The organism is Kribbella sp. NBC_00482, assembly GCF_036013725.1.
In the GTDB taxonomy this organism is placed as follows: Bacteria; Actinomycetota; Actinomycetes; order Propionibacteriales; family Kribbellaceae; genus Kribbella.
Window position 1 is genome coordinate 2492604 of sequence record NZ_CP107881.1, and the last position, 19045, is coordinate 2511648.

The 19045-nt window shown below is 67.7% G+C and carries 29 protein-coding genes and 1 tRNA gene; 17 read left to right on the top strand and 13 right to left on the bottom strand.

The window, feature by feature from the left end; all coding sequences use genetic code 11:
* Positions 1-87: 87 nt before the first annotated feature.
* A complete protein-coding gene (locus tag OHB24_RS12570; RefSeq protein ID WP_327639166.1) occupies positions 88-642 on the bottom strand; it encodes a hypothetical protein in 555 nt (184 codons plus the stop codon).
* A 159-nt stretch (positions 643-801) separates the two neighbouring features.
* On the opposite strand from OHB24_RS12570, the gene OHB24_RS12575 reads away from it, so the two are divergent.
* Positions 802-874 (top strand) — tRNA-Arg (locus OHB24_RS12575).
* 62 nt (positions 875-936) lie between these two features.
* The gene (locus tag OHB24_RS12580) at positions 937-1266 is read left to right on the top strand and encodes a hypothetical protein (RefSeq protein ID WP_327639167.1); all 330 of its coding nucleotides are present in this window, start codon (positions 937-939) and stop codon (positions 1264-1266) included.
* Here OHB24_RS12580 and OHB24_RS12585 read toward each other — a convergent pair.
* The 3 genes from OHB24_RS12585 to OHB24_RS12595 all read right to left on the bottom strand — a co-directional run bounded on the left by OHB24_RS12585 (position 1263) and on the right by OHB24_RS12595 (position 3374).
* Positions 1263-1733 (bottom strand): nucleotidyltransferase domain-containing protein, encoded by a 471-nt coding sequence (locus tag OHB24_RS12585; RefSeq protein WP_327639168.1) that lies wholly within the window; start codon positions 1731-1733, stop codon positions 1263-1265. The two genes, OHB24_RS12580 and OHB24_RS12585, sit on opposite strands and share 4 nt — an antisense overlap.
* A gap of 46 nt (positions 1734-1779) precedes the next feature.
* The gene (locus OHB24_RS12590; protein WP_327639169.1) at positions 1780-2748 is read right to left on the bottom strand and encodes a hypothetical protein; all 969 of its coding nucleotides are present in this window, start codon (positions 2746-2748) and stop codon (positions 1780-1782) included.
* 95 nt (positions 2749-2843) lie between these two features.
* Positions 2844-3374, bottom strand: a complete 531-nt coding sequence (locus OHB24_RS12595; RefSeq protein ID WP_327639170.1) for a GNAT family N-acetyltransferase — start codon at positions 3372-3374, stop codon at positions 2844-2846.
* A gap of 113 nt (positions 3375-3487) precedes the next feature.
* Here OHB24_RS12595 and OHB24_RS12600 point away from each other — a divergent pair, with 113 nt between their 5' ends.
* The gene (locus OHB24_RS12600; RefSeq protein WP_327639171.1) at positions 3488-4153 is read left to right on the top strand and encodes a Type 1 glutamine amidotransferase-like domain-containing protein; all 666 of its coding nucleotides are present in this window, start codon (positions 3488-3490) and stop codon (positions 4151-4153) included.
* 33 nt (positions 4154-4186) lie between these two features.
* Positions 4187-4636 carry a nucleotidyltransferase domain-containing protein gene (locus OHB24_RS12605; RefSeq protein ID WP_327639172.1) on the top strand — a complete coding sequence of 150 codons (450 nt, stop codon included), beginning with the start codon at positions 4187-4189 and terminating at the stop codon, positions 4634-4636.
* A 40-nt stretch (positions 4637-4676) separates the two neighbouring features.
* Here the strand turns inward: OHB24_RS12605 and OHB24_RS12610 are convergent, their stop codons facing one another.
* Complete coding sequence (locus tag OHB24_RS12610; RefSeq protein WP_327639173.1) at positions 4677-5111, bottom strand: VOC family protein; 435 nt, start codon at positions 5109-5111, stop codon at positions 4677-4679.
* Positions 5112-5140: 29 nt separating this feature from the next.
* Between OHB24_RS12610 and OHB24_RS12615 the strand changes: the two genes are divergently transcribed.
* The 3 genes from OHB24_RS12615 to OHB24_RS12625 are packed head-to-tail and all read left to right on the top strand — an operon-like array spanning position 5141 to position 6861.
* Positions 5141-5950 carry a phosphotransferase enzyme family protein gene (locus OHB24_RS12615; RefSeq protein ID WP_327639174.1) on the top strand — a complete coding sequence of 270 codons (810 nt, stop codon included), beginning with the start codon at positions 5141-5143 and terminating at the stop codon, positions 5948-5950.
* A gap of 44 nt (positions 5951-5994) precedes the next feature.
* On the top strand, positions 5995-6159 hold the full coding sequence (locus tag OHB24_RS12620) for a hypothetical protein (RefSeq protein WP_327639175.1): 165 nt from the start codon (positions 5995-5997) through the stop codon (positions 6157-6159).
* A 57-nt stretch (positions 6160-6216) separates the two neighbouring features.
* The gene (locus OHB24_RS12625) at positions 6217-6861 is read left to right on the top strand and encodes a nucleotidyltransferase domain-containing protein (RefSeq protein ID WP_327639176.1); all 645 of its coding nucleotides are present in this window, start codon (positions 6217-6219) and stop codon (positions 6859-6861) included.
* Here OHB24_RS12625 and OHB24_RS12630 read toward each other — a convergent pair.
* From OHB24_RS12630 to OHB24_RS12640, 3 genes are all read right to left on the bottom strand, one after another.
* A complete protein-coding gene (locus OHB24_RS12630) occupies positions 6847-7245 on the bottom strand; it encodes a cytidine deaminase family protein (RefSeq protein WP_327639177.1) in 399 nt (132 codons plus the stop codon). The genes OHB24_RS12625 and OHB24_RS12630 overlap by 15 nt on opposite strands.
* A 118-nt stretch (positions 7246-7363) precedes the next feature.
* Positions 7364-7948 (bottom strand): histidine phosphatase family protein, encoded by a 585-nt coding sequence (locus OHB24_RS12635; RefSeq protein WP_327639178.1) that lies wholly within the window; start codon positions 7946-7948, stop codon positions 7364-7366.
* Positions 7949-7952: 4 nt separating this feature from the next.
* The gene (locus tag OHB24_RS12640) at positions 7953-8297 is read right to left on the bottom strand and encodes a ClpX C4-type zinc finger protein (protein WP_327639179.1); all 345 of its coding nucleotides are present in this window, start codon (positions 8295-8297) and stop codon (positions 7953-7955) included.
* A gap of 95 nt (positions 8298-8392) precedes the next feature.
* Between OHB24_RS12640 and OHB24_RS12645 the strand changes: the two genes are divergently transcribed.
* From OHB24_RS12645 to OHB24_RS12660, 4 genes are read left to right on the top strand one after another with little or no spacing between them, the layout of a single operon-like run.
* Positions 8393-8812, top strand: a complete 420-nt coding sequence (locus OHB24_RS12645) for a hypothetical protein (RefSeq protein ID WP_327639180.1) — start codon at positions 8393-8395, stop codon at positions 8810-8812.
* Positions 8809-9321, top strand: coding sequence for an AAA family ATPase (locus tag OHB24_RS12650; protein ID WP_327639181.1), 513 nt, complete (start codon positions 8809-8811; stop codon positions 9319-9321). The genes OHB24_RS12645 and OHB24_RS12650 overlap by 4 nt, the downstream gene beginning before the upstream one ends.
* A gap of 13 nt (positions 9322-9334) precedes the next feature.
* The gene (locus OHB24_RS12655) at positions 9335-9832 is read left to right on the top strand and encodes a hypothetical protein (RefSeq protein WP_327639182.1); all 498 of its coding nucleotides are present in this window, start codon (positions 9335-9337) and stop codon (positions 9830-9832) included.
* 38 nt (positions 9833-9870) lie between these two features.
* The gene (locus OHB24_RS12660) at positions 9871-10245 is read left to right on the top strand and encodes a hypothetical protein (protein WP_327639183.1); all 375 of its coding nucleotides are present in this window, start codon (positions 9871-9873) and stop codon (positions 10243-10245) included.
* 90 nt (positions 10246-10335) lie between these two features.
* On the opposite strand, the gene OHB24_RS12665 is transcribed toward OHB24_RS12660, so the two are convergent.
* On the bottom strand, positions 10336-11274 hold the full coding sequence (locus OHB24_RS12665; protein ID WP_327639184.1) for a phosphotransferase: 939 nt from the start codon (positions 11272-11274) through the stop codon (positions 10336-10338).
* Positions 11275-11294: 20 nt separating this feature from the next.
* On the opposite strand from OHB24_RS12665, the gene OHB24_RS12670 reads away from it, so the two are divergent.
* Positions 11295-12137 (top strand): DUF72 domain-containing protein, encoded by an 843-nt coding sequence (locus OHB24_RS12670; RefSeq protein ID WP_327639185.1) that lies wholly within the window; start codon positions 11295-11297, stop codon positions 12135-12137.
* A gap of 19 nt (positions 12138-12156) precedes the next feature.
* The gene (locus OHB24_RS12675) at positions 12157-12615 is read left to right on the top strand and encodes a hypothetical protein (protein ID WP_327639186.1); all 459 of its coding nucleotides are present in this window, start codon (positions 12157-12159) and stop codon (positions 12613-12615) included.
* Between the two features lie 11 nt (positions 12616-12626).
* Here the strand turns inward: OHB24_RS12675 and OHB24_RS12680 are convergent, their stop codons facing one another.
* From OHB24_RS12680 to OHB24_RS12690, 3 genes are all read right to left on the bottom strand, one after another.
* Positions 12627-13118, bottom strand: coding sequence for a methylated-DNA--[protein]-cysteine S-methyltransferase (locus tag OHB24_RS12680; protein ID WP_327639187.1), 492 nt, complete (start codon positions 13116-13118; stop codon positions 12627-12629).
* Between the two features lie 37 nt (positions 13119-13155).
* Entirely contained in the window at positions 13156-13995 is an 840-nt protein-coding gene (locus OHB24_RS12685) for a carbon-nitrogen hydrolase family protein (RefSeq protein WP_327639188.1), read from the bottom strand.
* Positions 13996-14342: 347 nt separating this feature from the next.
* A complete protein-coding gene (locus tag OHB24_RS12690) occupies positions 14343-14666 on the bottom strand; it encodes a hypothetical protein (RefSeq protein WP_327639189.1) in 324 nt (107 codons plus the stop codon).
* Between the two features lie 91 nt (positions 14667-14757).
* On the opposite strand from OHB24_RS12690, the gene fgd reads away from it, so the two are divergent.
* Genes fgd through OHB24_RS12705 form a run of 3 tightly spaced genes read left to right on the top strand, consistent with a single transcriptional unit; the run spans position 14758 to position 16962 of the window.
* A complete protein-coding gene (gene fgd / locus OHB24_RS12695) occupies positions 14758-15762 on the top strand; it encodes a glucose-6-phosphate dehydrogenase (coenzyme-F420) (RefSeq protein WP_327639190.1) in 1005 nt (334 codons plus the stop codon).
* 10 nt (positions 15763-15772) lie between these two features.
* Entirely contained in the window at positions 15773-16348 is a 576-nt protein-coding gene (locus OHB24_RS12700) for a GNAT family N-acetyltransferase (RefSeq protein WP_327639191.1), read from the top strand.
* A gap of 41 nt (positions 16349-16389) precedes the next feature.
* On the top strand, positions 16390-16962 hold the full coding sequence (locus OHB24_RS12705; protein WP_327639192.1) for a GNAT family N-acetyltransferase: 573 nt from the start codon (positions 16390-16392) through the stop codon (positions 16960-16962).
* On the opposite strand, the gene OHB24_RS12710 is transcribed toward OHB24_RS12705, so the two are convergent.
* Positions 16959-17720: an IclR family transcriptional regulator gene (locus OHB24_RS12710; protein WP_327639193.1), complete on the bottom strand. Its 762-nt coding sequence runs from the start codon at positions 17718-17720 to the stop codon at positions 16959-16961. The genes OHB24_RS12705 and OHB24_RS12710 overlap by 4 nt on opposite strands.
* A gap of 113 nt (positions 17721-17833) precedes the next feature.
* Between OHB24_RS12710 and OHB24_RS12715 the strand changes: the two genes are divergently transcribed.
* Positions 17834-19042, top strand: coding sequence for a DUF6986 family protein (locus tag OHB24_RS12715; protein ID WP_327639194.1), 1209 nt, complete (start codon positions 17834-17836; stop codon positions 19040-19042).
* The last annotated feature ends 3 nt before the right edge of the window (positions 19043-19045 follow it).

Sequence of the window (19045 nt, forward strand, 5' to 3'; positions counted from 1 at the left end):
CCTCCCGCGGACTCAACCCGCGATAAGCGCCGGTGACTGTGAACTAGCAATAGCCCGTCCACAGTCACCAAGGGGTATTCCCAAGTCTCAGCCGAGAAGCGTCTTCACCGAGCCCCCGGACTCGGTGAGCTTCGCGCCGAGCCCGTTCAGGGCCTCGCCGACCGTCGCGAGAATGCCGGACAGATCCTGCAGGTTCCCGGCCAGCGCCTCGACCTCGGTCGCGACGCCGCCGATCTGGCCGCTCCCGTCGTTCAGCTTCTTCGCCGCGGCGTCCCCGATCCCGGGGATCTTGTCGAGCTCACCCGCGAGCCCGGCCAGCATCCCGGCCGCGTCGTGCAGCTTGTCCTTGGCCGCGTTCATCGTCCCGGCGCTCCCGGCCAGCGCCTTCCGCGCGCCGCCCTCGCCGTCGTCCCCGACCAGCGCCCCGGCCGCCTTCGCCGCCTGCTCACCGGCCTCCGCCAGCCCCGACCCGATCGTCTTCAGCAGCTCCGGCAGCTTCCCGATGAGTCCGAGCGCATCGTCCGGCAACTCGCGCACCAGATTCAGCACCTTCTGGAAGTCGTCCGAGTTCTCCATCACGAACCCGACCGCCTTCTTCACATCCCCCAGATCCCGCCCACCGAGCAACTCCTCAATACCCATGCGCGGATCGTAGATCCCCCACCTCGCATCCCCGTGCGCGCCGCACCGTACCCCCGCAGTACCCCCGCCGTACCCCCGCATCCGGCCTCCGGAGAGGTGCCTCCGGAGCCGATTGGCCTCCACCCGCCCCCTCCATGTATCGTTACTCGACGTTGTCCAGCGCTCGTAGCTCAACGGATAGAGCATCTGACTACGGATCAGAAGGTTGGGGGTTCGAATCCCTCCGAGCGCGCTTCGTGAAAGCCCAGGATCAGTTCGCTGACCTGGGCTTTTGTGTGTTCATGAAGGGTGTCCATGTCCGACGTGCCGGTTGCTCGCCCGAAGATCGTTTGTCTGTGTGGTTCCCTGCGCTTCAGCAGTGAGTTCGCGGCCGAGCGCACGCGCTTGACGCTCGAGCTGGCGATCGTCCTGGCTCCGGAGGCCACCGAGGCGCCTGTGCTGGACTCTGCGCTCGTGCGGGCCCTGGGCGAGCTGCATCTCCGCCGGATCGACCTCGCAGACGAGGTACGAATCGTGAACCCCGGCGGCTACATCGGAGAGGCCACCCGCCGCGAGATCGCCTACGCCAACGCCTCGGGCAAACCCATCACGTACTCCCACGAACCGCCGACGGGCGACAGCTAGTCGGGCGGTTGGAGTCCGAAGCGTTCGCAGAGCACAGCGATGTCGTGCCGGTCGATCTCACGCAACTCGTAGCCGGTGTGGTTCTGCAACGCGAACTCAGGACGTTCGCATCGAACCGAGACCCCGGCAATCTCACCCTCACCCGAGAGATCCTCCCGGGTGAACATGAACGGCGCGTTGAGGCTGCCGTAGTGGAGTCGGCCGTCGATCAGCGTCTCGTAGAGGTGAAGATCTACGCGACGGCTGCGGCCGTCATGCAAGACGAAGTTCCACGGACGGTCGCCGGGCCAGGGGTGGAGTCGATCGACTCCTTGGTCGGTGAAGGTTGCGACGAGACCTTCGAAGTCGACCGCGTCGACCCAGATGTCGAGATCTGAATGTTCCCGAGTCTGTTTCCCCACCAGTGCATCGACAGCCCAGCCTCCGCCGACGCATGCTGCGACTCCGTGCCCCTGCAGGGCCGCCATCAACGTGCTCGCCGCTTCTGGCGGCATAGCGTATTCCGTCACGGCCTCAGTCTCTCAGCGCGGCGACTGTGGACAGGTAGTGCCGGGGGATTTCGGCGCGGGCCTGGAGTTCGAGTGGGTCGGCGTACGGGATGAGGCGTAGCCAGGAGACGAGCTTGTGTACGCCGACGAGCGCCTCGGTCGTGATGAGGTCGTGCCGGAGGGCGTGCGGGTCGGCGTCGAGGTGATCACGCCATACGGCCAGATAGGCGTCGTACAGCGCAGCTCTGTGTGCGTGCGACAACGGCGCGCGGGTCCACTCCTCGACCGAGTCGAGGAAGCCGTGCAGCGAGACGAAGGGATGACCCCAGAGCGCGTTGCCGAAGTCGAAGAACCGCGGGCGCAGTAGGCCGGTTGAACGGTCCGCGAAGATGTTCGCCGGGTACACGTCGTTGATCTCCAGGTCGAGCGGAACGACGTCGCTGAGAGACGCGGTTCGTCGATCGAGTACGTCGGCAGCCCGCGCAGCTCGTGTGAGCAGACCGGGCTCGGCATTCAGCGGATGCCCAGGCTGCAGCGCCGCCCACTCCTGCGCCACGGCGCGCACCCGATCGCCGGCCGCGGTGGGCGCCAGTTCGATGATGCCGGTCGCGTCGAGGCGGCCGAGGAGCCTGCACTGGAGACGGGCCAGGGCTCGTACGACGGTGCATCGCGTGGCCTGATCAGCAACGTCCGGATGCGTCAGCGTCGAGCCTTGATCATCGGTGAGCAGCCTGCTGCGGTCGCGGTCGACTGCGATCGGCACGATCACGTCATCCGGCGCGAACTGTGCCAACGCCGCGACGAGACCGGCCTCGAACCGATGCCCCGGATTGTTCTCCTTGAACCACACCAGGCCTTCGGCGGTGGGATAGCAGCGGACGACAGACCAGAAGCGGGCCCGGTAGGTGACCGGTACGCCGCTGATCCGGCGACCGTACTCCGCGAGCCGCGCACTCACCCAGGCGTCCGCGGTCTGCGTCCACTCCGGCGACATCCAACGCCGAACCCACTGACCCTGGGCATCTGGACCGAGCGGTCTCGCAGGCGGGCAAGGCAGCATCCGGTGACGCTAACGTCCGGCTCCGACAGTTACGGCGTGACTGGAGGCCGTATGCCGAGCCATTGCTCGGCGCCCCAGGCCTCGAACCGCTCCACCTCGGTGAACCCCAGCTTCGCCGCGAGACGCATCGAGCCGACGTTGGCGGTCTGGGTAGCGAGCACGACGGGCTCACCGGGCAGGGCACCGTCGAACCAGTCGAGCGCCGCCGCGCACGCTTCACCGGCGTACCCGAATCCCCAAGCCCGCGGCAGGAACAGGTAGCCGAGATCGGCCTTCCCCACCGCGGCCGGGCGGTGCTTGGTTGCTCTCCTGAGCAGGATCTGGCCGATCATCGTCCCGTCGAGCTCAACGACGAAACTTCCGGGCCACCGCTGCGGCACCTCAGGCGTCTCGCGCTCGACCTCGTCCCGTGGGCGGGGACCGCCGAGGTACGTGTTCACCTCCGGCGAGGCGAGCAGCTCGACGAACGCCGTACGGTCCCTCGCCTCGGACTCACGAAGCACGAGCCGCTCGGTCTTGATCGGCTCCGGCGGCCACGTCACGCCTCCCAGAGGTTCCATCCGCGCACGCTAACAGGGGCCGTATTTCTGACAGAGTGTCGGATCTGGAACGCGGCGTTCGTAGGACAGGTGAACGGCGGCCGGTCGCGGTCGCCAAGACAAGGAGTGAGGGTATGCGTCTTCTTCTTACCTCCGGGGGCATTACGAACCCGAGCATCAACGACGCGCTCGTCGAGCTGCTGGGCAAGCCGATCGCCGAGTCCCGCGCGCTGCTCATCCCGACGGCGATGTGGGGCCATCCGAAATGCGGGCCTACCTTTGTCCGGGGCTCCGTCACCGGCGAACCTCCCTGGCACATGCCCAGCCTGGGTTGGGAATCCGTCGGCGTCCTCGAACTCACGGCGTTGCCCAGCATCGGCGAGGAGCGGTGGGTGCCGTGGGTACGCGAGGCCGACGTACTGCTGGTGGACGGCGGCGACGCGACGTACCTCTGCCACTGGATGCGGGAGTCAGGCCTGTCCGACCTCATGCCGTCGCTGCCCGACACGGTCTGGGTCGGGGTGAGCGCCGGCAGCATGGTGATGACACCGCGGATCGGCGAAGACTTCGTGAGCTGGCCGTCCGCGCCGGACGACCGCACGCTCGGGGTCGTCGACTTCTCGATCTACCCGCACCTGGACCACGAGTCCATGCCGGACAACACCCTGGCCAACGCGGAGACTTGGGCGGCCGGTATCGGAGGCCCGTCGTACGCCATCGACGACCAGACCGCGATCAAGGTAGCCAACGGCACCACAGAAGTAATCTCCGAAGGCCACTGGAAGCCCTTCCCCGCCTAACCCTCAGTACTCCTCGTGATTTACGGTTCGGGGATGGTTCGGAGGAATGACCTGGGGTTTGTTCGGTACGTCGTGGGGCTGCTGGACGGGGTTGGGGTTCGGGCCTGGGTGTTTGGGGGATGGGCCGCGGAGTTGCTTGGGGTGAGTGCGCCGCGGGGGCATCGGGATGTTGATCTGCTGTATCCGGCTGGTGGGTTCGAGGTTGTGGACGAGTTTCTCGCGCGTGGCGACGTACAGGAGATTGTGGCCAAGCGATTTCCGCACAAGCGGGCGTTCGAGGTCGACGGGGTGATGGTCGAGCTGTTTCTCGTGCAGAGCGACGAGGCTGGTTGGTTCACCGACTTCTGGGGTGTCGCGCGGCACGACTGGCCTGCGGACGTGTTCGAGGTCGAGGCCGGCGGTCTCCGGGTGGCCAGCGCGACGGCCTTGGCCGGCTATCGGGCGGGCTGGGACGAGCTACAGGCGAAACTGCAAGGCCGGTGATCCGGCTAGTGGTCGTACGAGAAGTTGGCCACGCATCGACTTAGTCGAGGCAGAATTCGTTGCCTTCGACGTCCTGCATGTTGAGGCAGGACTCGTTTTCCTCGTCGGCGACGAGGAGTTGGCCGCGGACTGCGCCGAGGGGGAGTAGGCGTGCGCATTCGGCTTCGAGTGCTGCCAGGCGCTCTTCGCCTCGGAGGCCGGTGCCGACGCGTACGTCGAGATGCACCCGGTTCTTGACGACCTTGCCTTCGGGGACGCGCTGGAAGAACAGTCGCGGGCCGACGCCGGTGGGATCGACGCAGGCGAACGCGGATCCTTGACGTTCGGGCGGCTGCGCGCGATCGAACTCTTCCCAGCTCTCGAACCCCGGCGGTGGCGGCGGTACGACGTACCCCAGCACCTCGCACCAGAAACGAGCGACGCGCTCAGGATTCGCGCAGTCGAAAGTGACCTGAACCTGCCTGACCGTTGCCATGCGACCACCGTAAAGGGTGTGCCGGGCAAATGTCTGTCGAGATAATGCGGCCGGCCGGGCATCATGTCGGCGTGGAAGAGGTGCTGACCGGAGGAAACGTCGCGGATCGGGTCGTTCGGATCGGCGCGACGGTGCGGAAGCCTGCGCTCGTTCAGACGGCCGGGGTCGAGGCGGTGCTCACTCATCTCGCCGACTTCGACGGAGCGCCCCGCACGCTGGGGCGGGACGAGGAGGGGCGCCATGTCCTCGAGTTCATCCCAGGCGCGTTGGCCGACACGCTGCCGCCGTTCTCGATGGACGAGTTGGCTCGGGTCGGTCGGATGATTCGTGAACTCCACGACGCGATGGAGAGCTTTCGACCGCCGGCCGACACCGTGTGGGATGCGGTGGTTCCCGACCCGGCCGGCGGCGACCTGATCTGCCACAACGATCTCGCTCCGTGGAATCTGGTGCGCGACGGTGAACGCTGGGTGTTCATCGACTGGGACAACGCCGGCCCGGGGTCACGGTTGTGGGACCTCGGGTACGCCGCTCATGGGTTCGTACCGTTTGTGGCGAAAGGCAACGTTGTCGTCGACGGACCGCGGTTGCGTGCGCTCGCGGACGGGTACGGGCTCGATCCGGAGCAGCGTCGCGCATTCCCGGCGCAGATCGCGGCCCACACGCGGGGCATGTACGACCTGTTGGTCCACGGCCACCGCACCGGCGAGCAGCCCTGGGCCCGGCTCTACGCGGAGGGGCACGCCGACCATTGGGGGCCGACTGCCGAGTACATCGAGGCCCACCACGACGCATGGGTCACAGCACTGCTCTCGGACTCCAGTTCGGGGCTGCCGTAACGCTTTCCTGCCGGCGCCCGATCTAGCGGGTAGGGGGTAGGGGAATGACTGTGCTGCGGACGTTGCTTGCTGTGTTCTTCGTTCTCGCCGGGCTCGGAGCCATCGTCTCGGCGGTTCGCCGGGGCAATCTGTTCGACCTCGTCGCAGCCGTGGCGCTCTTCGCGATCGCCGCCGCGCTCTGGCCGCGGAGGCAGCGAAGCCACATCTAGCAACACTCCCCGAAATGCGTTTGCCGCGCTGGCCGCGCGGCAGGGATCGTTGCGCGCATGACACCCGAGCCAGTGGTGCGATCGGCGGCCGAAGCCGAAGAAGCTCAGTACTGGGCCCGCCTCTACGGGCGTTGGGAGCCGTTCGATCTGGCTCAAGCAGCGGCGTTCATGGACGGTTTCGATCATCCGTGGTGGGTAGATGGTGGGTGGGCTGTGGATGCGTTCACCGGCGTACGTCGTGAGCACGATGACGTCGACGTGTCGATCTTCGCGTCCGACGTACCTGCGCTCCGCGAGCACGTAGGTGATCGGTGGCATCTGTGGAACCTCGCCGGCGGCGACATGAGGCCGTTGACGCCACAGCACCCGGACGTGTTCAACCCGGCGAGTCAGCTGTGGGTACGCGAACACGGAGATGCTCCGTGGGTACTCGATCTGCCGTTGACTCCGGATCGCGACGGGCTGTGGACGAACAAGTTCCAGCCGGATCACGTCGGCGCGATCGACGAGGTCACGTGGGTGGCGGATGACCACATCCGCTACCTGAATCCTGAGATCGTCCTGCTGTTCAAGGCGCGGAAACGGCGTACGAAGGACCGTCGCGACTTCGATCGCGTGTGGCCGATGCTTGCGGAGGGCAAGCAGGTCTGGTTGCGCGAGATGGTCCGCGGGCACCCGTGGTTGCGTTCAGTCGACGGGTGACGGCCACTCGGTTTCGGGCAGGAGGGTGCGGAGGGGCGCCGTACGGTGTCGGCCCAGGATCACCTCGGTGTCGAGGTTGGACGGGTCGATCTGGCGGATGAACTCCCGGCAGCGGCCGCACGGAGCGACGACGTGCAGCGGGCCGTCGCCGCGCCAGACGGCGACGATCTTCGCGATCTTGTACTCGCGCGCGGTCACCATCGCGGCGATGGCGGCGTGCTCGGCGCAGAACCCCGTACCGGACGCGGTGTCGATGCACACGCCGACGTACACGTTGCCGGCGTCGGTGAGCAGCGCCGACGCCACATCGCCGAAGATCCGATCGTCGACGTGATACGGATGCAGCACGGCCGCGGCCGCATCGATGAGCTCGTCGTTGATCACACCCGAGAACCTAGCAACGCCAGCTTCGGTGAAACCACCGCATTTGCGTGTGAGACTGCGGTGGTGGCCGACTCGTACAGGAGCCTGAGCGGTACGTCGGCGAGATCGCCGCCTTTCTTCAGGCGGACTGACGCGGCAGGAACGGTTCCGCGGAGTCGGGCTGTACGGCGTCGTTCAGGTCGATCTCGTGTACGCCGCAGAACTCGATGCGGCGCGCGTCCGTCAGCGCCTCGATCACCATGCTGTGGCACACGGCAACGAACGGTTCGTCGTCGACGGCGGCCTGTCGATGGAGCGCTCCGAGCGCGCGTCGACGTACCGAGGACTGCGGCTCCCACGCACGCGTCTCGCCCTGAGGCCACTCGCCCCCGTGACGGTGGAAGTCTTCTGTTGCCGCGATCGCTTCCGCCGAACGCCAGGAGAGCGTCGCGTCCGGAAGCCACTCGCGAAGATCGAACTCGACCGCCGTCAACGGAAGCCGAGTCTCCGCCGCGATCAGGCTCGCGGTCTGCATCGCCCGCGTCATCGGCGAGGCAACAATGCGCCGCGCCCCGCAATCCCGAAGCCGCCGTCCGGCCTCCTTCGCCTGCTCGATCCCGGCCGCGGACAACGGCGAGAGATCGCGCGCCGGACCCCACCAGCCCTCCGCGTTCAGCTGGCTGCCGTCGACCTCGCCGTGCCGAACGAGCAACACCCGGGTCATCCGGCTACTCCTCGCCCGAGAAGCGTTCCCAGGCCGACTGCCTGCTGATGCCAAGGGACTCGCCGATCCGGGCCCAGGTGACCGAGCGGGAGCGCAGACGCAGTACCCGTTCCTGTACGGCGGCCTCGACCTGCCCGCGCGACTTGTCGAGCCGAACCATGTCGGCCAGCAACTCCTCGTCACTCTTCCCGTCCAGCGGCGGGAACGACGGAATCGGTTGCTCGTTCATCACCTGCACCGACAGGTCGACGCACTCGTTGCAGATGAACACCCCCGGCCCGGCGATCATCCGCTCGATCTCGTCCTTGGTCTTCCCACAGAACGAGCACCGCAACACGTTGTCCGGCATCTCCGACCCTCCTCGCTTGTCAGGTCTTCCCTGACACATCTGTCAGGCTAAACCTGACAAACCCGATGGGTCAACGGGGAGGCAGAATCTGCGGGGTGGATGTGTTCGTGCGGTATCAGAGCCCGGTGCCGGATCGGCGGGGGCGGCGGATCGGGATCTTCGGGTTGGTGAACATGCTCGGGAATCGCGGGTATCTGAGTGCGGAGGAGGAACGGTTCCGGCGTACGACGAACGACTGGTACGACGCGACGTACACGAATCCGGCGAGCGTCGACCCGGCCGTCTACTCGGACAACCTGCTGGCGGCGGCGTGGTTCAAGACGTCGGCCGCGTTCCTGATGGAGCCGGTCCCCGGATACCTGGCGATCCTTGCCGTGCACAACCTTCCGTGCGAGCGGTACGAGTCGGCGGCGCCGGGCCGGGTGCTGTACGAGGACGAGCACCAGGTGGTCGTCGTACCGCACGAGGACCTCGACTTCACCTCGATGATGTGGCTCCGGCCGAAGCTGCCATGAGGCTGGTGTATCTGACAGGGTCCTCCGGGGTCGGGAAGACGGCCGTGGGTGATGAGTTGGGGCGGCGGGGATATGCCGTGTACGACGTCGACGCGGACGGGCTGGCGCGGTGGTTCGAGAACGAGACGGGCACCGAGGTGCGGATGCCGTCGTACCGGGACGACGCGTGGTTCGCCGAGAACACGTACCGGATGCCGGTCGAGACCGTGCAGCGCATCGCGGACGAGGCCGACGGGGTCGCGTTCATCTGCGGGACGGTGGGGAACGACAACGAGATCTGGGACCTGTTCGACACGGTCATCAGCCTCAGCGTCGACGCGGAGACGTTGCGCCGACGGCTCGTGGGTCGGCGTGCATTCGGCTCGAGCGGCCCAGAGTTGGAGCGCGTGCTCGCGTGGCACGCGCAGGTGGACGCCGACAACACCCGGTACGGCGCTCTGCTGGTCAACGCAAACGCCCCGATCCCCGAAGTCGCCGACCACATACTCGACGCGCTCGGCATTCGCTGATAGTTGTCGGCGCATGACAGATGACTGGGAACAGTCGGAACTGCCGCGGCGGATCGTGGTCCTGCTGGCGTCGCCTCAGTCCTTGGGCGCCCTGGCGGATGCGCTCGACGTGACGGACGCACGCGTGCTCTGGTACCTCGGCAAGCTGCGCACCTCCGGGCGGGTGGAGGAGGACGCCGGCGTCTGGCGGCGTACGGCGGCCGGCACGGAGTTGGCCGAGAGCCCGGCACCGGATCGGGGTGCGCGGACGGAGTTGGTGGGAGGGAGCGACCAGGACTACGTGCAGGCGTATGCCGACGCGGACGCCGGGATGTTCGGGACCGGATTCGTGCAGAACAGCGGCGAACACGCCGGCCGTGTCCCGGGCGATCGGGTAGCCGAGTTCCACGAGCGGTTGCTGAGCCTCGTCGGCGAGTACTTCGCCCCCGACAAGGTCGACCGCACCGCAACCCCGAAGTACGGCTTCCGCTGGGTCCTCACCCCCGTCGACCTGCATCCTCTGGACGACTGACCACGCGGTGGGCTGGTGGATCACTTACCGTGATCCTCATGGCGTTTGGTGCGAAGGGGAGCAAGGGGGAGTCGTTCCTTGCGGTGGTGGTTGGTGGTGGGACGGCGTTCGGGCTGGTGGTGCTCACGTCGCGGGCGTGGAAGGCGTGCAACGTCGACGTCACCGGGAGCGTGCCGAACGGGCTGACGCTGCTGTTCCTCGGCGTACCGATCGCACTCATCGTCAACCTCGTGCTGTTCAACATCGTGTTCCGGTACGCCGGGAAGGCGTTCCTGTTCTCGCTGATCGCCGCCTGCATCGCGATCGCGATCGCCGACCTCGCCCTGTTCTCCTGGCAAGGCACCCCGGCCGCCTCACCCGGAACCTGCCCCGGCAACGTCCCGCCCTGGTGGCCGACCTGGATCCCGACCTGAACCGCCAGCCCATCACAATCGCGCCGTCCCCGGCGTAGTCAGGCGTGAGCGCGGGCGATCGCGGCAATTGTGATGGCCTGGCGGTCCGCCTCAGAGCAATCGCATCAGTGCCGCAGCCCGCTCAGGGTCGCCGAGCTGCGCCGCCGTCGGGAACAGGCGGGACCAGGAGCCGGCGCGGGTCAGCTGGCTGAGTCGGCGGGCGAGGTCGGCCGCGCGGCGGAGGTCGGGCAGCGTGTGACCTGTCCAGCCTTCGAGGTACGCGTCCTCCAACCGCGCCATCACCTCCGAACCGTGCTCCTCGGCAGCACGCTCGAGCGCAACCAGCAGACTGCAGAACGGATGCCCGACGTTCGCGTCACCCCAGTCGAAGAACGTGTACCGCCCAGCCCCCGCGACCAGGATCTGACCGTCGTGCAGATCGGCATGATCCAGTGAATCCGGTACGCCGATCGCGGCCAGCTCCTCGCACCACTCGACCAACCGCGGCCGGAACAACCGCAACCGGTCACGATCCGCCGCATCCAACGTCTCGTTCCCGTCGACCGCATCGTCGAAGACCCCCGGCAGCCCCGCAACCCGAGCATCAGGTACGCCGAGACGCAGCAACTCCTCCGCCCGCGGTACGAGCGCCCGCTGCAGGTCGGCGTACTGCGTCAACGCGTCCTCCCACTCACGCGGCCCAGCTCCCAGACCGCGCAACACCGGCCCGCCGGACGGCAACAGCGACCAGCCACGGCCGGCGTCGACGGCGTACGGCGTGAGCACATGCTCGGGCGTCCACCGAGACAGCGCCTCGCCCAGCCCGGCCTCGAACGCGCTCCCGGGTGACGCCGCCTTGAACCACACCGGCTCCGCCGCCTCGACCCGGACGAGCACCGACCACGGCCGGACCCGAACCTGCCGCGGCCCGGTCTCGCGGACGCCGAGCTCGTCGAGCCGCGCATCCAGCCAGCCGAGTGCCGCCGTACGCCACGACGGATCCTCCCAGGGCGTCAACGCGTCCGGATACGCGCCGCGGTTGATGTCCATGCCGGGACCATAATCGAGGGATGACGCGCTGGCCGGACTCCCCGTACCGAGTAGGGATCTCGGGCTGGCGCTACCCGCCGTGGCGGAAGGTCTACTACCCCGACGGGCTGCCGCAACGTGCCGAGCTCGAGTACGCGTCGTCCCGGCTGAACTCGATCGAACTCAACGGCTCGTTCTACGCCCTCCAGCGCCCGGAGTCGTACCAGCGCTGGTACGCCGAGACGCCCGAGGGCTTCGTCTTCTCGGTCAAGGGCCCGCGGTTCGTCACGCACCTGAAGCGACTGTCGGACGTGGACGCGCCGCTGGCGAACTTCTTCGCGTCCGGAATCCTTGCGCTGGGCAACAAAATCGGCCCGGTGCTCTGGCAGCTACCGCCCAACTTCCAGTACGACGCATCGCGGTGTGCGGACTTCTTCGCCCAGTTGCCGCGCACAACAGCCGAGGCGGCCGAACACGCCAAGCGTCACGACGAACGGATGGAAGGTCGCGCGCTGCTCGAGCCCGCCGTCGACGGGTCGCTCCGGTACGCGATCGAAGTACGGCATGACAGCTTCAAGAACGAAGGATTCGTCGAGCTCGCCCGGGAGCACGACATCGCGGTGGTCTGCGCGGACACCGCGGGCAAGTGGCCGATGTTCGACGACGTCACGGCCGACTTCGCCTACGTCCGGCTGCACGGCGCCGACGAGCTCTACGTGAGCGGGTACGACGACAAGTCACTCGACCGCTGGGCGCGCAAGATCCGCTCGTGGAAGTGCGACGCGTTCGTGTACTTCGACAACGACGCCAAGGTGCACGCGCCGTACGACGCCGAGCGGCTGGCCGAACGCTTCGGGATTAGTTCGCCCGCCGCCGAAGTGTGACGGCCTTAGCGTCGGCCATATGACACAGAACCCCGGAGAACTCGTCGAGCAGGCCGTCGAACGGTCCCTGAAACTGATCGTCACCTGGCCGGCCTGGGACGGCGAACCGCGGACGTCAGACGATGACCGCATCTTCACGCCGCACAAGGCGGTCCGCCGGATTGCGGACCACCTGATCGATCACCTGGCCGAGGTCGAGGCGCTGCTGGCCGGCGTACCGACGCAGCCCGACGAGTGGCGCGCGAGCGCACTCACGTCCGCCGCGGACCTCGCGCCGTTCACCGAGGAGGACGTCCGCGAGGCCGAGCAGCGACTGCAACGGCTCGGGCGGACCTTCACCCTGCGGTACGCCGCCCTCGACCCGGCCGAGTGGGACAAGGACCGCAGCCCCAACTGGACCCTCCGTCAGATCGCGGAGCACCTCACCGAACTCGACTGGTACGCCGCCCAGGTCGGTGACCTGTCACAAAAGGACTAGTTACAAAGCAACTAGAACAAGCGAGCGCCGACCGGCTCCTCCAGGTCCAGGAGGAACTGCTTCCGCCTGAGCCCCCCGGCGTACCCGGTGAGCGACCCGTCCTTCCCGATCACCCGATGGCACGGGACGACGATCGACAACGGGTTCTGCCCGACCGCCTTCCCCACCGCCTGCGCCGGCTCCCCGAGCCGCGCCGCAATCTCGCCGTACGTCGTCGTCTCGCCGTACGGGATCTCCCCGAGCACCGACCAGACCCGTCGCTGGAACTCACTGCCCTCCAGCCGGCTCGCCAGGTCGAAGGTGTGCCGCGAGCCGCCGAAGTACTCGTCCAACTGCTCGACGACGACCGCGATGAGCGGGTCGGACGCCTCGACCCGCTCACCCAGCGTCTCCGCCGTCGGCTTCACCCAGTGGTGCGGGAAGTAGACGCCGACCAGCACGTCCTCCGACACCACCACCGTGAGCTCCCCGATCCGGGTGCTGACCACCGCATGCCTGTTCATGCTTATAGAACGCGCCGGCACCCGAACCTGTGAGGGCTTACGAAGAGATCCGCTCCCGCGTACGACGTCGGAAGTCGCGACCGATCTGCGTCGTCTCTGAGTGGTGCACGTCGGCCACCGCAAGTGCCGGCGACCCATCCAGTGGGGCCTGCGCGACCCACTCACCCCGAGGATCGACAACGCCCGCCGCCAGCCCGGCCTCCGGGTTAGCCGGTACGGCGAGGCTGATCCAGGACGTGTTGTTCACTGCGCACCCACGCGCCTGCACCGCGATGTGTTCATGTCCCGAGACACGGTGTGTCCCGTACGACACCAGGACGCCGTCGGCGCCGAGCCCGTCGTACTCCACGAACAGCTCCGGGAACAGCACATCCAGCCCGAGCGCGAGCCCGAAACGGAACCCGTCGACGTCGAACGTCACCGGCTGCTTCCCCGGCGTGTACATCCACGTCACCTTGGTCGTGGACAGCGTGCGCTCGTCGTACCGGGCGACAACCTTTCCCTGGTCGGACACGACGTACATGCTGTTGTGCGGGCGCCCCTCCGGCAGTTGGTGCACCGAGGGGATCACCACCCAGATCCCGAGCTCCCGCGCGAGTGCCTGGATCTGGTCGAGTTCGGACTGCAACACCGACCATTGCGCCTTCGTCCAATCGGAGGCGCCGACCTCGTCCGGGCCGAGCGAGGACATGACCTGCTTGCTCGGGAAGCAGATCGCGCCCTCGGTGAAGTGCACGAGGCGGGCACCGGCCGCGGCCGCCTGCCTCATGAAGTCGCGGAGTTCGGCACCGCCCGCGCGCAGCTCGTCGGCGTTCGTCGGGTCGTGACGCATCGTCGACTGGACGACGGCGAACCGCAGTGTGGTTTCTTCCGGCATGTCTGGTTCTCCTTGTGGAGTCGGACGGAAGTGCCGGAGGGCAGTCGTGTAGGACTCGCCGGTTTTCGCGGCGCGGGCTCGAACCCGTTGCTTGAAGTTCCTGTGCGCTGTCATCTGGCCTTCCACGCACTCGCACGTGATCCCCCAGCGATCCCGTCGAGGCGGCAGACCAGGACGAGCGGCCCGAGACAGGAAGTCCCTTTGCCTTCTCACTGTGACCGAGCTGGGGTCGGTCGACGAAGGTGAGGCGCGGGCCGCGCCGGACCAACATCCTCTCCGAGCCCCGCGACCGGAGTCAATCAGACTCTCCGGAGCAGCGCAGAAGTCAGCGCAGAGTCAGCCGAGGGTCAGCGCAGATGGACGTCGTCGGCCGCGTCCATCGCGACCCCGACCAGCTCCGGGTTGAGGTCGACGACGGTGTTCCCGTCGGCGTCCAGGTGCCCGCGTTTGGCGATCGTGAGACCGATCAGCGCGAGCGTCCCGGCGCGCTGGCGACGTACCCGGTCTTCCGGGCGCTCCGGCTCCGGTACGGCGTCCTCGGTGTCCCGCCGCCACGCGGCGACAGCCCGCTCGGCGAGCGCGGCCGGCACCGTCACGCGGATCGTCGGCAGCTGCGCCGCCCGGAACGTCGTACCGATCAAACCGAGCACTCGGGCTTCACTCGCATTCACGATTCGGGATGTTAGCGCCCCGGGCGGCATAAAGTCGGACCTGGGCGCGGTTGTCCTTCGGAGTACGCGCAGACGACGTTTGGAGCAGAGGGTGAGCATTCGGGTCGGGTACAAGGCTTCGGCGGAGCAGTTCGGGCCGCGGGATCTGGTGGAGTACTCCGTTCGGGCCGAGGAGCTCGGGCTCGACAGTGTGACCGTGTCGGACCATTTCCTGCCGTGGCGGCACGAGGGCGGCCACGCGCCGTTCGCGCTCGCCTGGCTGGCGGCGGTCGGTGAGCGGACCAACCGGGTGCTGCTCGGTACGTCGGTGCTGACGCCGACGTTCCGGTACAACCCGGCGGTGATCGCGCAGGCGTTCGCGACGCTCGGCGAGCTGTACCCGGGGCGCGTGATGCTCGGCGTCGGCACCGGCGAGGCGCTGAACGAGATCGCGGTGTCGGGGCGCGAGTGGCCCGAGTTCAAGGAGCGGTTCGCCCGGCTGCGGGAGGCCGTCCAGCTGATCCGCGACCTGTGGACGAAGGACGGTGTCAGCTCCGAGGGGCCGTTCTACAAGACCGTCGACGCGTTCATCTACGACCGTCCGGAGACCCCGCTGAAGGTGTACGTCGCCGCGGGCGGTCCGCTCGTCGCCAAGTACGCCGGGCGTGTCGGGGACGGGTTCATCGCGACGTCCGGGAAGGGGATGGAGCTCTACACCGAGAAGCTGATCCCGGCCGTACGCGAAGGTGCCGAGAAGGCCGGGAAGAAGTTCGAGGACGTCGACCGGATGCTCGAGGTCAAGCTCTCGTACGACCGCGACCCGGCGTTGGCGCTGGAGAACACCCGGTTCTGGGCGCCGCTGTCGCTCACCCCGGAGCAGAAGCACAGTGTCACCAGCGCGACCGAGATGGAGCGGCTCGCCGACGAGCTGCCGATCGAGCAGGTCGCGAAGCGGTGGATCGTGGCGTCGGACCCGGAGGAGGCCGTGAAGCAGTTCCGGCCATACCTCGACGCCGGCTTCAACCACTTCGTCGTCCACGGTCCTGGGAACGACCAGGAGCGGTTCCTCACCCAGTTCACCGAGGATGTCCTTCCGCTGCTGCGCAAACTGGGCTGACAATCAGCCCGTGGCCGAATACGAGATGGTTCAGGAAGGCGACCCGCGGTGCGCCGAGCTCGAAGCAGCCGGGTACCGCGTGGTCGCCGAGTCCTGGGCAGTCCGGCTGTTCGCCCCGGACCGTGAGCTGCTGGAGACCGCCGTACGCCGGGCTACCGCCGGCGGACTGACGCTCCGCGAACTCGGGTCCGAGTCTGCCGCGGATCTGCACGCGCTGGAGAAGACGAACGAGGCGGACTATCCCTACACGCCCGCGACCCACCGCGTCGTCGGAGAGCTCACCGACGTCGCGCGCCTGTGGCCGGAGTACCGGGTCTTCGGCGCCTTCGACGGCAACCGGCTGGTCGGCGCGACGGTGATGCGCGAGAAGGACGGCTTCGGCGATACCGCCTTCACCTCGGTCCTCGCCACCCACCGCCGCCGCGGCGTCGCCCAGGCCGTCAAGGCCGCCTCCATCCTCGCCTTCCTCGACATCGGCATCACCCGCTTCAGCACCGGCGGAGCCGCCGCCAACAAAGCCAGCCTGCAAGCCAACCAGTCCCTCGGCTATCAACTCACCGAACAATGGCGCACCTACGCCCCGTGACCCCGACGGCTGGGGTCTCGATCGCGCACTAGCATCGCGGCATGCCTTTGCTTGTGGATGCGGTTTTGGCTCAGGGTGTGCTGCGGGATGCGGCACAGCCGCGGCTGGCGACGTACGACGGGTTGGTGCTTCGGCCGTGGCAGGGCAGGGACGCCGGCTCGGTGCGGGCTGCGTTCGGCTGTCCTGACATTCAGCGCTGGCATGTCCGGCGGCTCGACAGTCTCGAGGAGGCAGGCGAGTGGGTCGGGCAGTGGGTCGACCGCTGGGACGCTGAGACTGCGGCGAGCTGGGCGGTCGTCGATGGAGATGACCGGCCGCTGGGTCAGGTCGGACTGCGCGATATCTCTTTGGACCAAGGATCAGCCGCGCTGTCGTACTGGGTGACCCCGGCGGCCCGAGGACAAGCGGTCGCCGCGAGGTCTGTTGAGGCCGTGTGCACCTGGGCTTTCGGATCGATCGGGTTCAACCGGCTGAACATCCACCACTCCACCACCAACACCGCGTCGTGCCGCGTCGCCGAGCGCACCGGATTTCTGCACGAGGGAACACTGCGACAGGCGATCATGCACGCCGACGGCTGGCACGACTGGCACATCCACGGCCGTCTGCGTTAGTGCAAGTCGTCCGAGAGCGACTTGGCGGCTTGGGTCAGGAGGGGGATGGCTTGTTCTACGAGGGTTTCGGTCATGCGGCCGGCGGGTCCGGAGATCGAGATGGCCAGCGGGGTGGGGGCGTCGGGGACGGCTACCGCGACGCAGCGGACGCCGACCTCCTGTTCGCCTTCGTCCATCGCGTAGCCGGCGTCGGAGGCCAGGTGGAGCTGGGTGGTGAAGGCGTCGGGGGTGACGATCGTGTTGTCGGTGTGCTTCGGCATACCGGTGCGATGCAGGAGGTCGCGGACCTCGGCGTCGGGGTACTGGGCGAGGATCGCCTTGCCGACCGCGGTGCAGTGCGGCAGGACGCGGCGGCCGACCTCGGTGAACATGCGCATCGAGTGCCGCGACGGGACCTGCGCGAGGTAGACGATCTGGTCGCCGTCGAGCATCGCCATGTTGGCGGACTCGCCGAGTTCGTCGACGAGCCGGGCCAGATGCGGCCGGGCGAACACACTCAGCATGTGCGACGAACTCTCCCCGAGCCGGATGAGCTTCGGTCCGAGCACGTACTGCCGCGACGGCTCTTGACGCAGGTAGCCGAGGTCGACCAAGGTGCGAACCAGCCGGTGGATCGTCGGCAGCGGCAGGCCGGAGGCCGCGGCCAGCTGGGACAGGCCCATCATCCCGCCCGCGTCGGCCATCGTCTCGAGCAGCCCGAAGGCCCGCTCGATGGACTGCACGCTGCCGGTGCGTCCCTTGCCGTTCGTCTCCGCCATGACAACCACCTTTCCGGATCACGGAAGTTTAGCGCCAGATCCCGGAAGCGCGAGTGCTTGTGTCTTCCGCAGAGTAGATATTAGTCTCCACAATACGGAAAAAGGAGGCGGCAGTGAGTCTGGATGATCTGGTGACCGAGCTCGACCGGCGGCTGGCGGCCGCGGATGCGGCGCTGACCGCGGACTATCGCGGCGATCGCGGGGTGCGGCAGCCGGTCCACACCGTGTACGTTCCGGCCGATCGGTACGACGTACGCACGGTGGAGGACTGGGGTGCGCAGGCGCGTGCGGCCCTCGACGAGTACAGCGGATCGGCGGCGGAGCTCGCGAAGGTGCTGGACCTGCCGGGCGAACTCGCGGACGACCTGTACGACCGCGTGCGGGCCAAGCTCGAGCGCGAGCCGATCGAGGACCTCCGCGTCGACTTCGAGGACGGCTACGGAAATCGGCCCGACGAGGAGGAGGATGCCGCGGCGATCGCTGCCGCTGAGGCCTTCGCGACCGGGAAGCAGGCGCTGCCGTACCAAGGCTTGCGGATCAAGTCGCTCGAAGCGCCGACGCGACGTCGCGCTGTGCGGACGCTCGACCTCTTCCTCAAGCATCTGGGCGCGATCGGCGACGGCTTCGTCATCACGCTCCCGAAGGTGACGTCGGTCGAGCAGGTCGAGGCGATGGTGCACGTGCTCGAGACGATCGAGCATCAACGCTCGTTGCCGCCGCTGAAGTTCGAGATCCAGGTCGAGACCCCGCAGGCGATCCTCGGCGCGGACGGCACCGCGCTGATCGCCCGGATGATCAAGGCGGGCGGCGAGCGCGTCACCGGTCTGCACTACGGCACCTACGACTACTCCGCGTCGCTCGGCGTCGCGGCGGCGTACCAGAGCATGGAGCATCCGGTCGCCGACCACGCCAAGGACGTCATGCAGCTGGCCGCGGCCGGCACCGGCGTGTTCGTATCCGATGGTTCGACCAACGTTCTCCCGGTCGGCGACGCGGTCCACGACGCCTGGCGCCTGCATTTCCGGCTGGTACGTCGCTCGCTCGCGCGCGGCATCTACCAAGGCTGGGACATGCACCCTGCCCAGCTCCCGACCCGCTTCGCGGCGACGTACCTGTTCTACCGGGAAGGCTTCGACCAGGCCGCCCGACGCCTCCGCGCGTACCTGGGTGACGGCGAGTCCGGCTACCTCGACGAGCCCGCAACGGCCGCCGCCCTCGCCGGATTCGTGCTGCGCGGCATCGAGTGCGGCGCGATCGAGACGTCGGAGTTCGACGACAACGACCTCGCCAGGCTGGCGCGCAGAGCAGCCCCCATGTCCTAGCCT

Bases quoted from the DNA above. Each gene is read 5' to 3' on its own strand.
- OHB24_RS12570 (WP_327639166.1), bottom strand. From the start codon at position 642: ATGGGTATTGAGGAGTTGCTCGGTGGGCGGGATCTGGGGGATGTGAAG.
- OHB24_RS12580 (WP_327639167.1), top strand. From the start codon at position 937: ATGTCCGACGTGCCGGTTGCTCGCCCGAAGATCGTTTGTCTGTGTGGT.
- OHB24_RS12585 (WP_327639168.1), bottom strand. From the start codon at position 1,733: ATGGCGGCCCTGCAGGGGCACGGAGTCGCAGCATGCGTCGGCGGAGGC.
- OHB24_RS12590 (WP_327639169.1), bottom strand. From the start codon at position 2,748: ATGTCGCCGGAGTGGACGCAGACCGCGGACGCCTGGGTGAGTGCGCGG.
- OHB24_RS12595 (WP_327639170.1), bottom strand. From the start codon at position 3,374: ATGGAACCTCTGGGAGGCGTGACGTGGCCGCCGGAGCCGATCAAGACC.
- OHB24_RS12600 (WP_327639171.1), top strand. From the start codon at position 3,488: ATGCGTCTTCTTCTTACCTCCGGGGGCATTACGAACCCGAGCATCAAC.
- OHB24_RS12605 (WP_327639172.1), top strand. From the start codon at position 4,187: ATGGTTCGGAGGAATGACCTGGGGTTTGTTCGGTACGTCGTGGGGCTG.
- OHB24_RS12610 (WP_327639173.1), bottom strand. From the start codon at position 5,111: ATGGCAACGGTCAGGCAGGTTCAGGTCACTTTCGACTGCGCGAATCCT.
- OHB24_RS12615 (WP_327639174.1), top strand. From the start codon at position 5,141: ATGTCTGTCGAGATAATGCGGCCGGCCGGGCATCATGTCGGCGTGGAA.
- OHB24_RS12620 (WP_327639175.1), top strand. From the start codon at position 5,995: ATGACTGTGCTGCGGACGTTGCTTGCTGTGTTCTTCGTTCTCGCCGGG.
- OHB24_RS12625 (WP_327639176.1), top strand. From the start codon at position 6,217: ATGACACCCGAGCCAGTGGTGCGATCGGCGGCCGAAGCCGAAGAAGCT.
- OHB24_RS12635 (WP_327639178.1), bottom strand. From the start codon at position 7,948: ATGACCCGGGTGTTGCTCGTTCGGCACGGCGAGGTCGACGGCAGCCAG.
- OHB24_RS12640 (WP_327639179.1), bottom strand. From the start codon at position 8,297: ATGCCGGACAACGTGTTGCGGTGCTCGTTCTGTGGGAAGACCAAGGAC.
- OHB24_RS12650 (WP_327639181.1), top strand. From the start codon at position 8,809: ATGAGGCTGGTGTATCTGACAGGGTCCTCCGGGGTCGGGAAGACGGCC.
- OHB24_RS12655 (WP_327639182.1), top strand. From the start codon at position 9,335: ATGACAGATGACTGGGAACAGTCGGAACTGCCGCGGCGGATCGTGGTC.
- OHB24_RS12660 (WP_327639183.1), top strand. From the start codon at position 9,871: ATGGCGTTTGGTGCGAAGGGGAGCAAGGGGGAGTCGTTCCTTGCGGTG.
- OHB24_RS12665 (WP_327639184.1), bottom strand. From the start codon at position 11,274: ATGGACATCAACCGCGGCGCGTATCCGGACGCGTTGACGCCCTGGGAG.
- OHB24_RS12670 (WP_327639185.1), top strand. From the start codon at position 11,295: ATGACGCGCTGGCCGGACTCCCCGTACCGAGTAGGGATCTCGGGCTGG.
- OHB24_RS12675 (WP_327639186.1), top strand. From the start codon at position 12,157: ATGACACAGAACCCCGGAGAACTCGTCGAGCAGGCCGTCGAACGGTCC.
- OHB24_RS12680 (WP_327639187.1), bottom strand. From the start codon at position 13,118: ATGAACAGGCATGCGGTGGTCAGCACCCGGATCGGGGAGCTCACGGTG.
- OHB24_RS12685 (WP_327639188.1), bottom strand. From the start codon at position 13,995: ATGCCGGAAGAAACCACACTGCGGTTCGCCGTCGTCCAGTCGACGATG.
- OHB24_RS12705 (WP_327639192.1), top strand. From the start codon at position 16,390: ATGCCTTTGCTTGTGGATGCGGTTTTGGCTCAGGGTGTGCTGCGGGAT.
- OHB24_RS12710 (WP_327639193.1), bottom strand. From the start codon at position 17,720: ATGGCGGAGACGAACGGCAAGGGACGCACCGGCAGCGTGCAGTCCATC.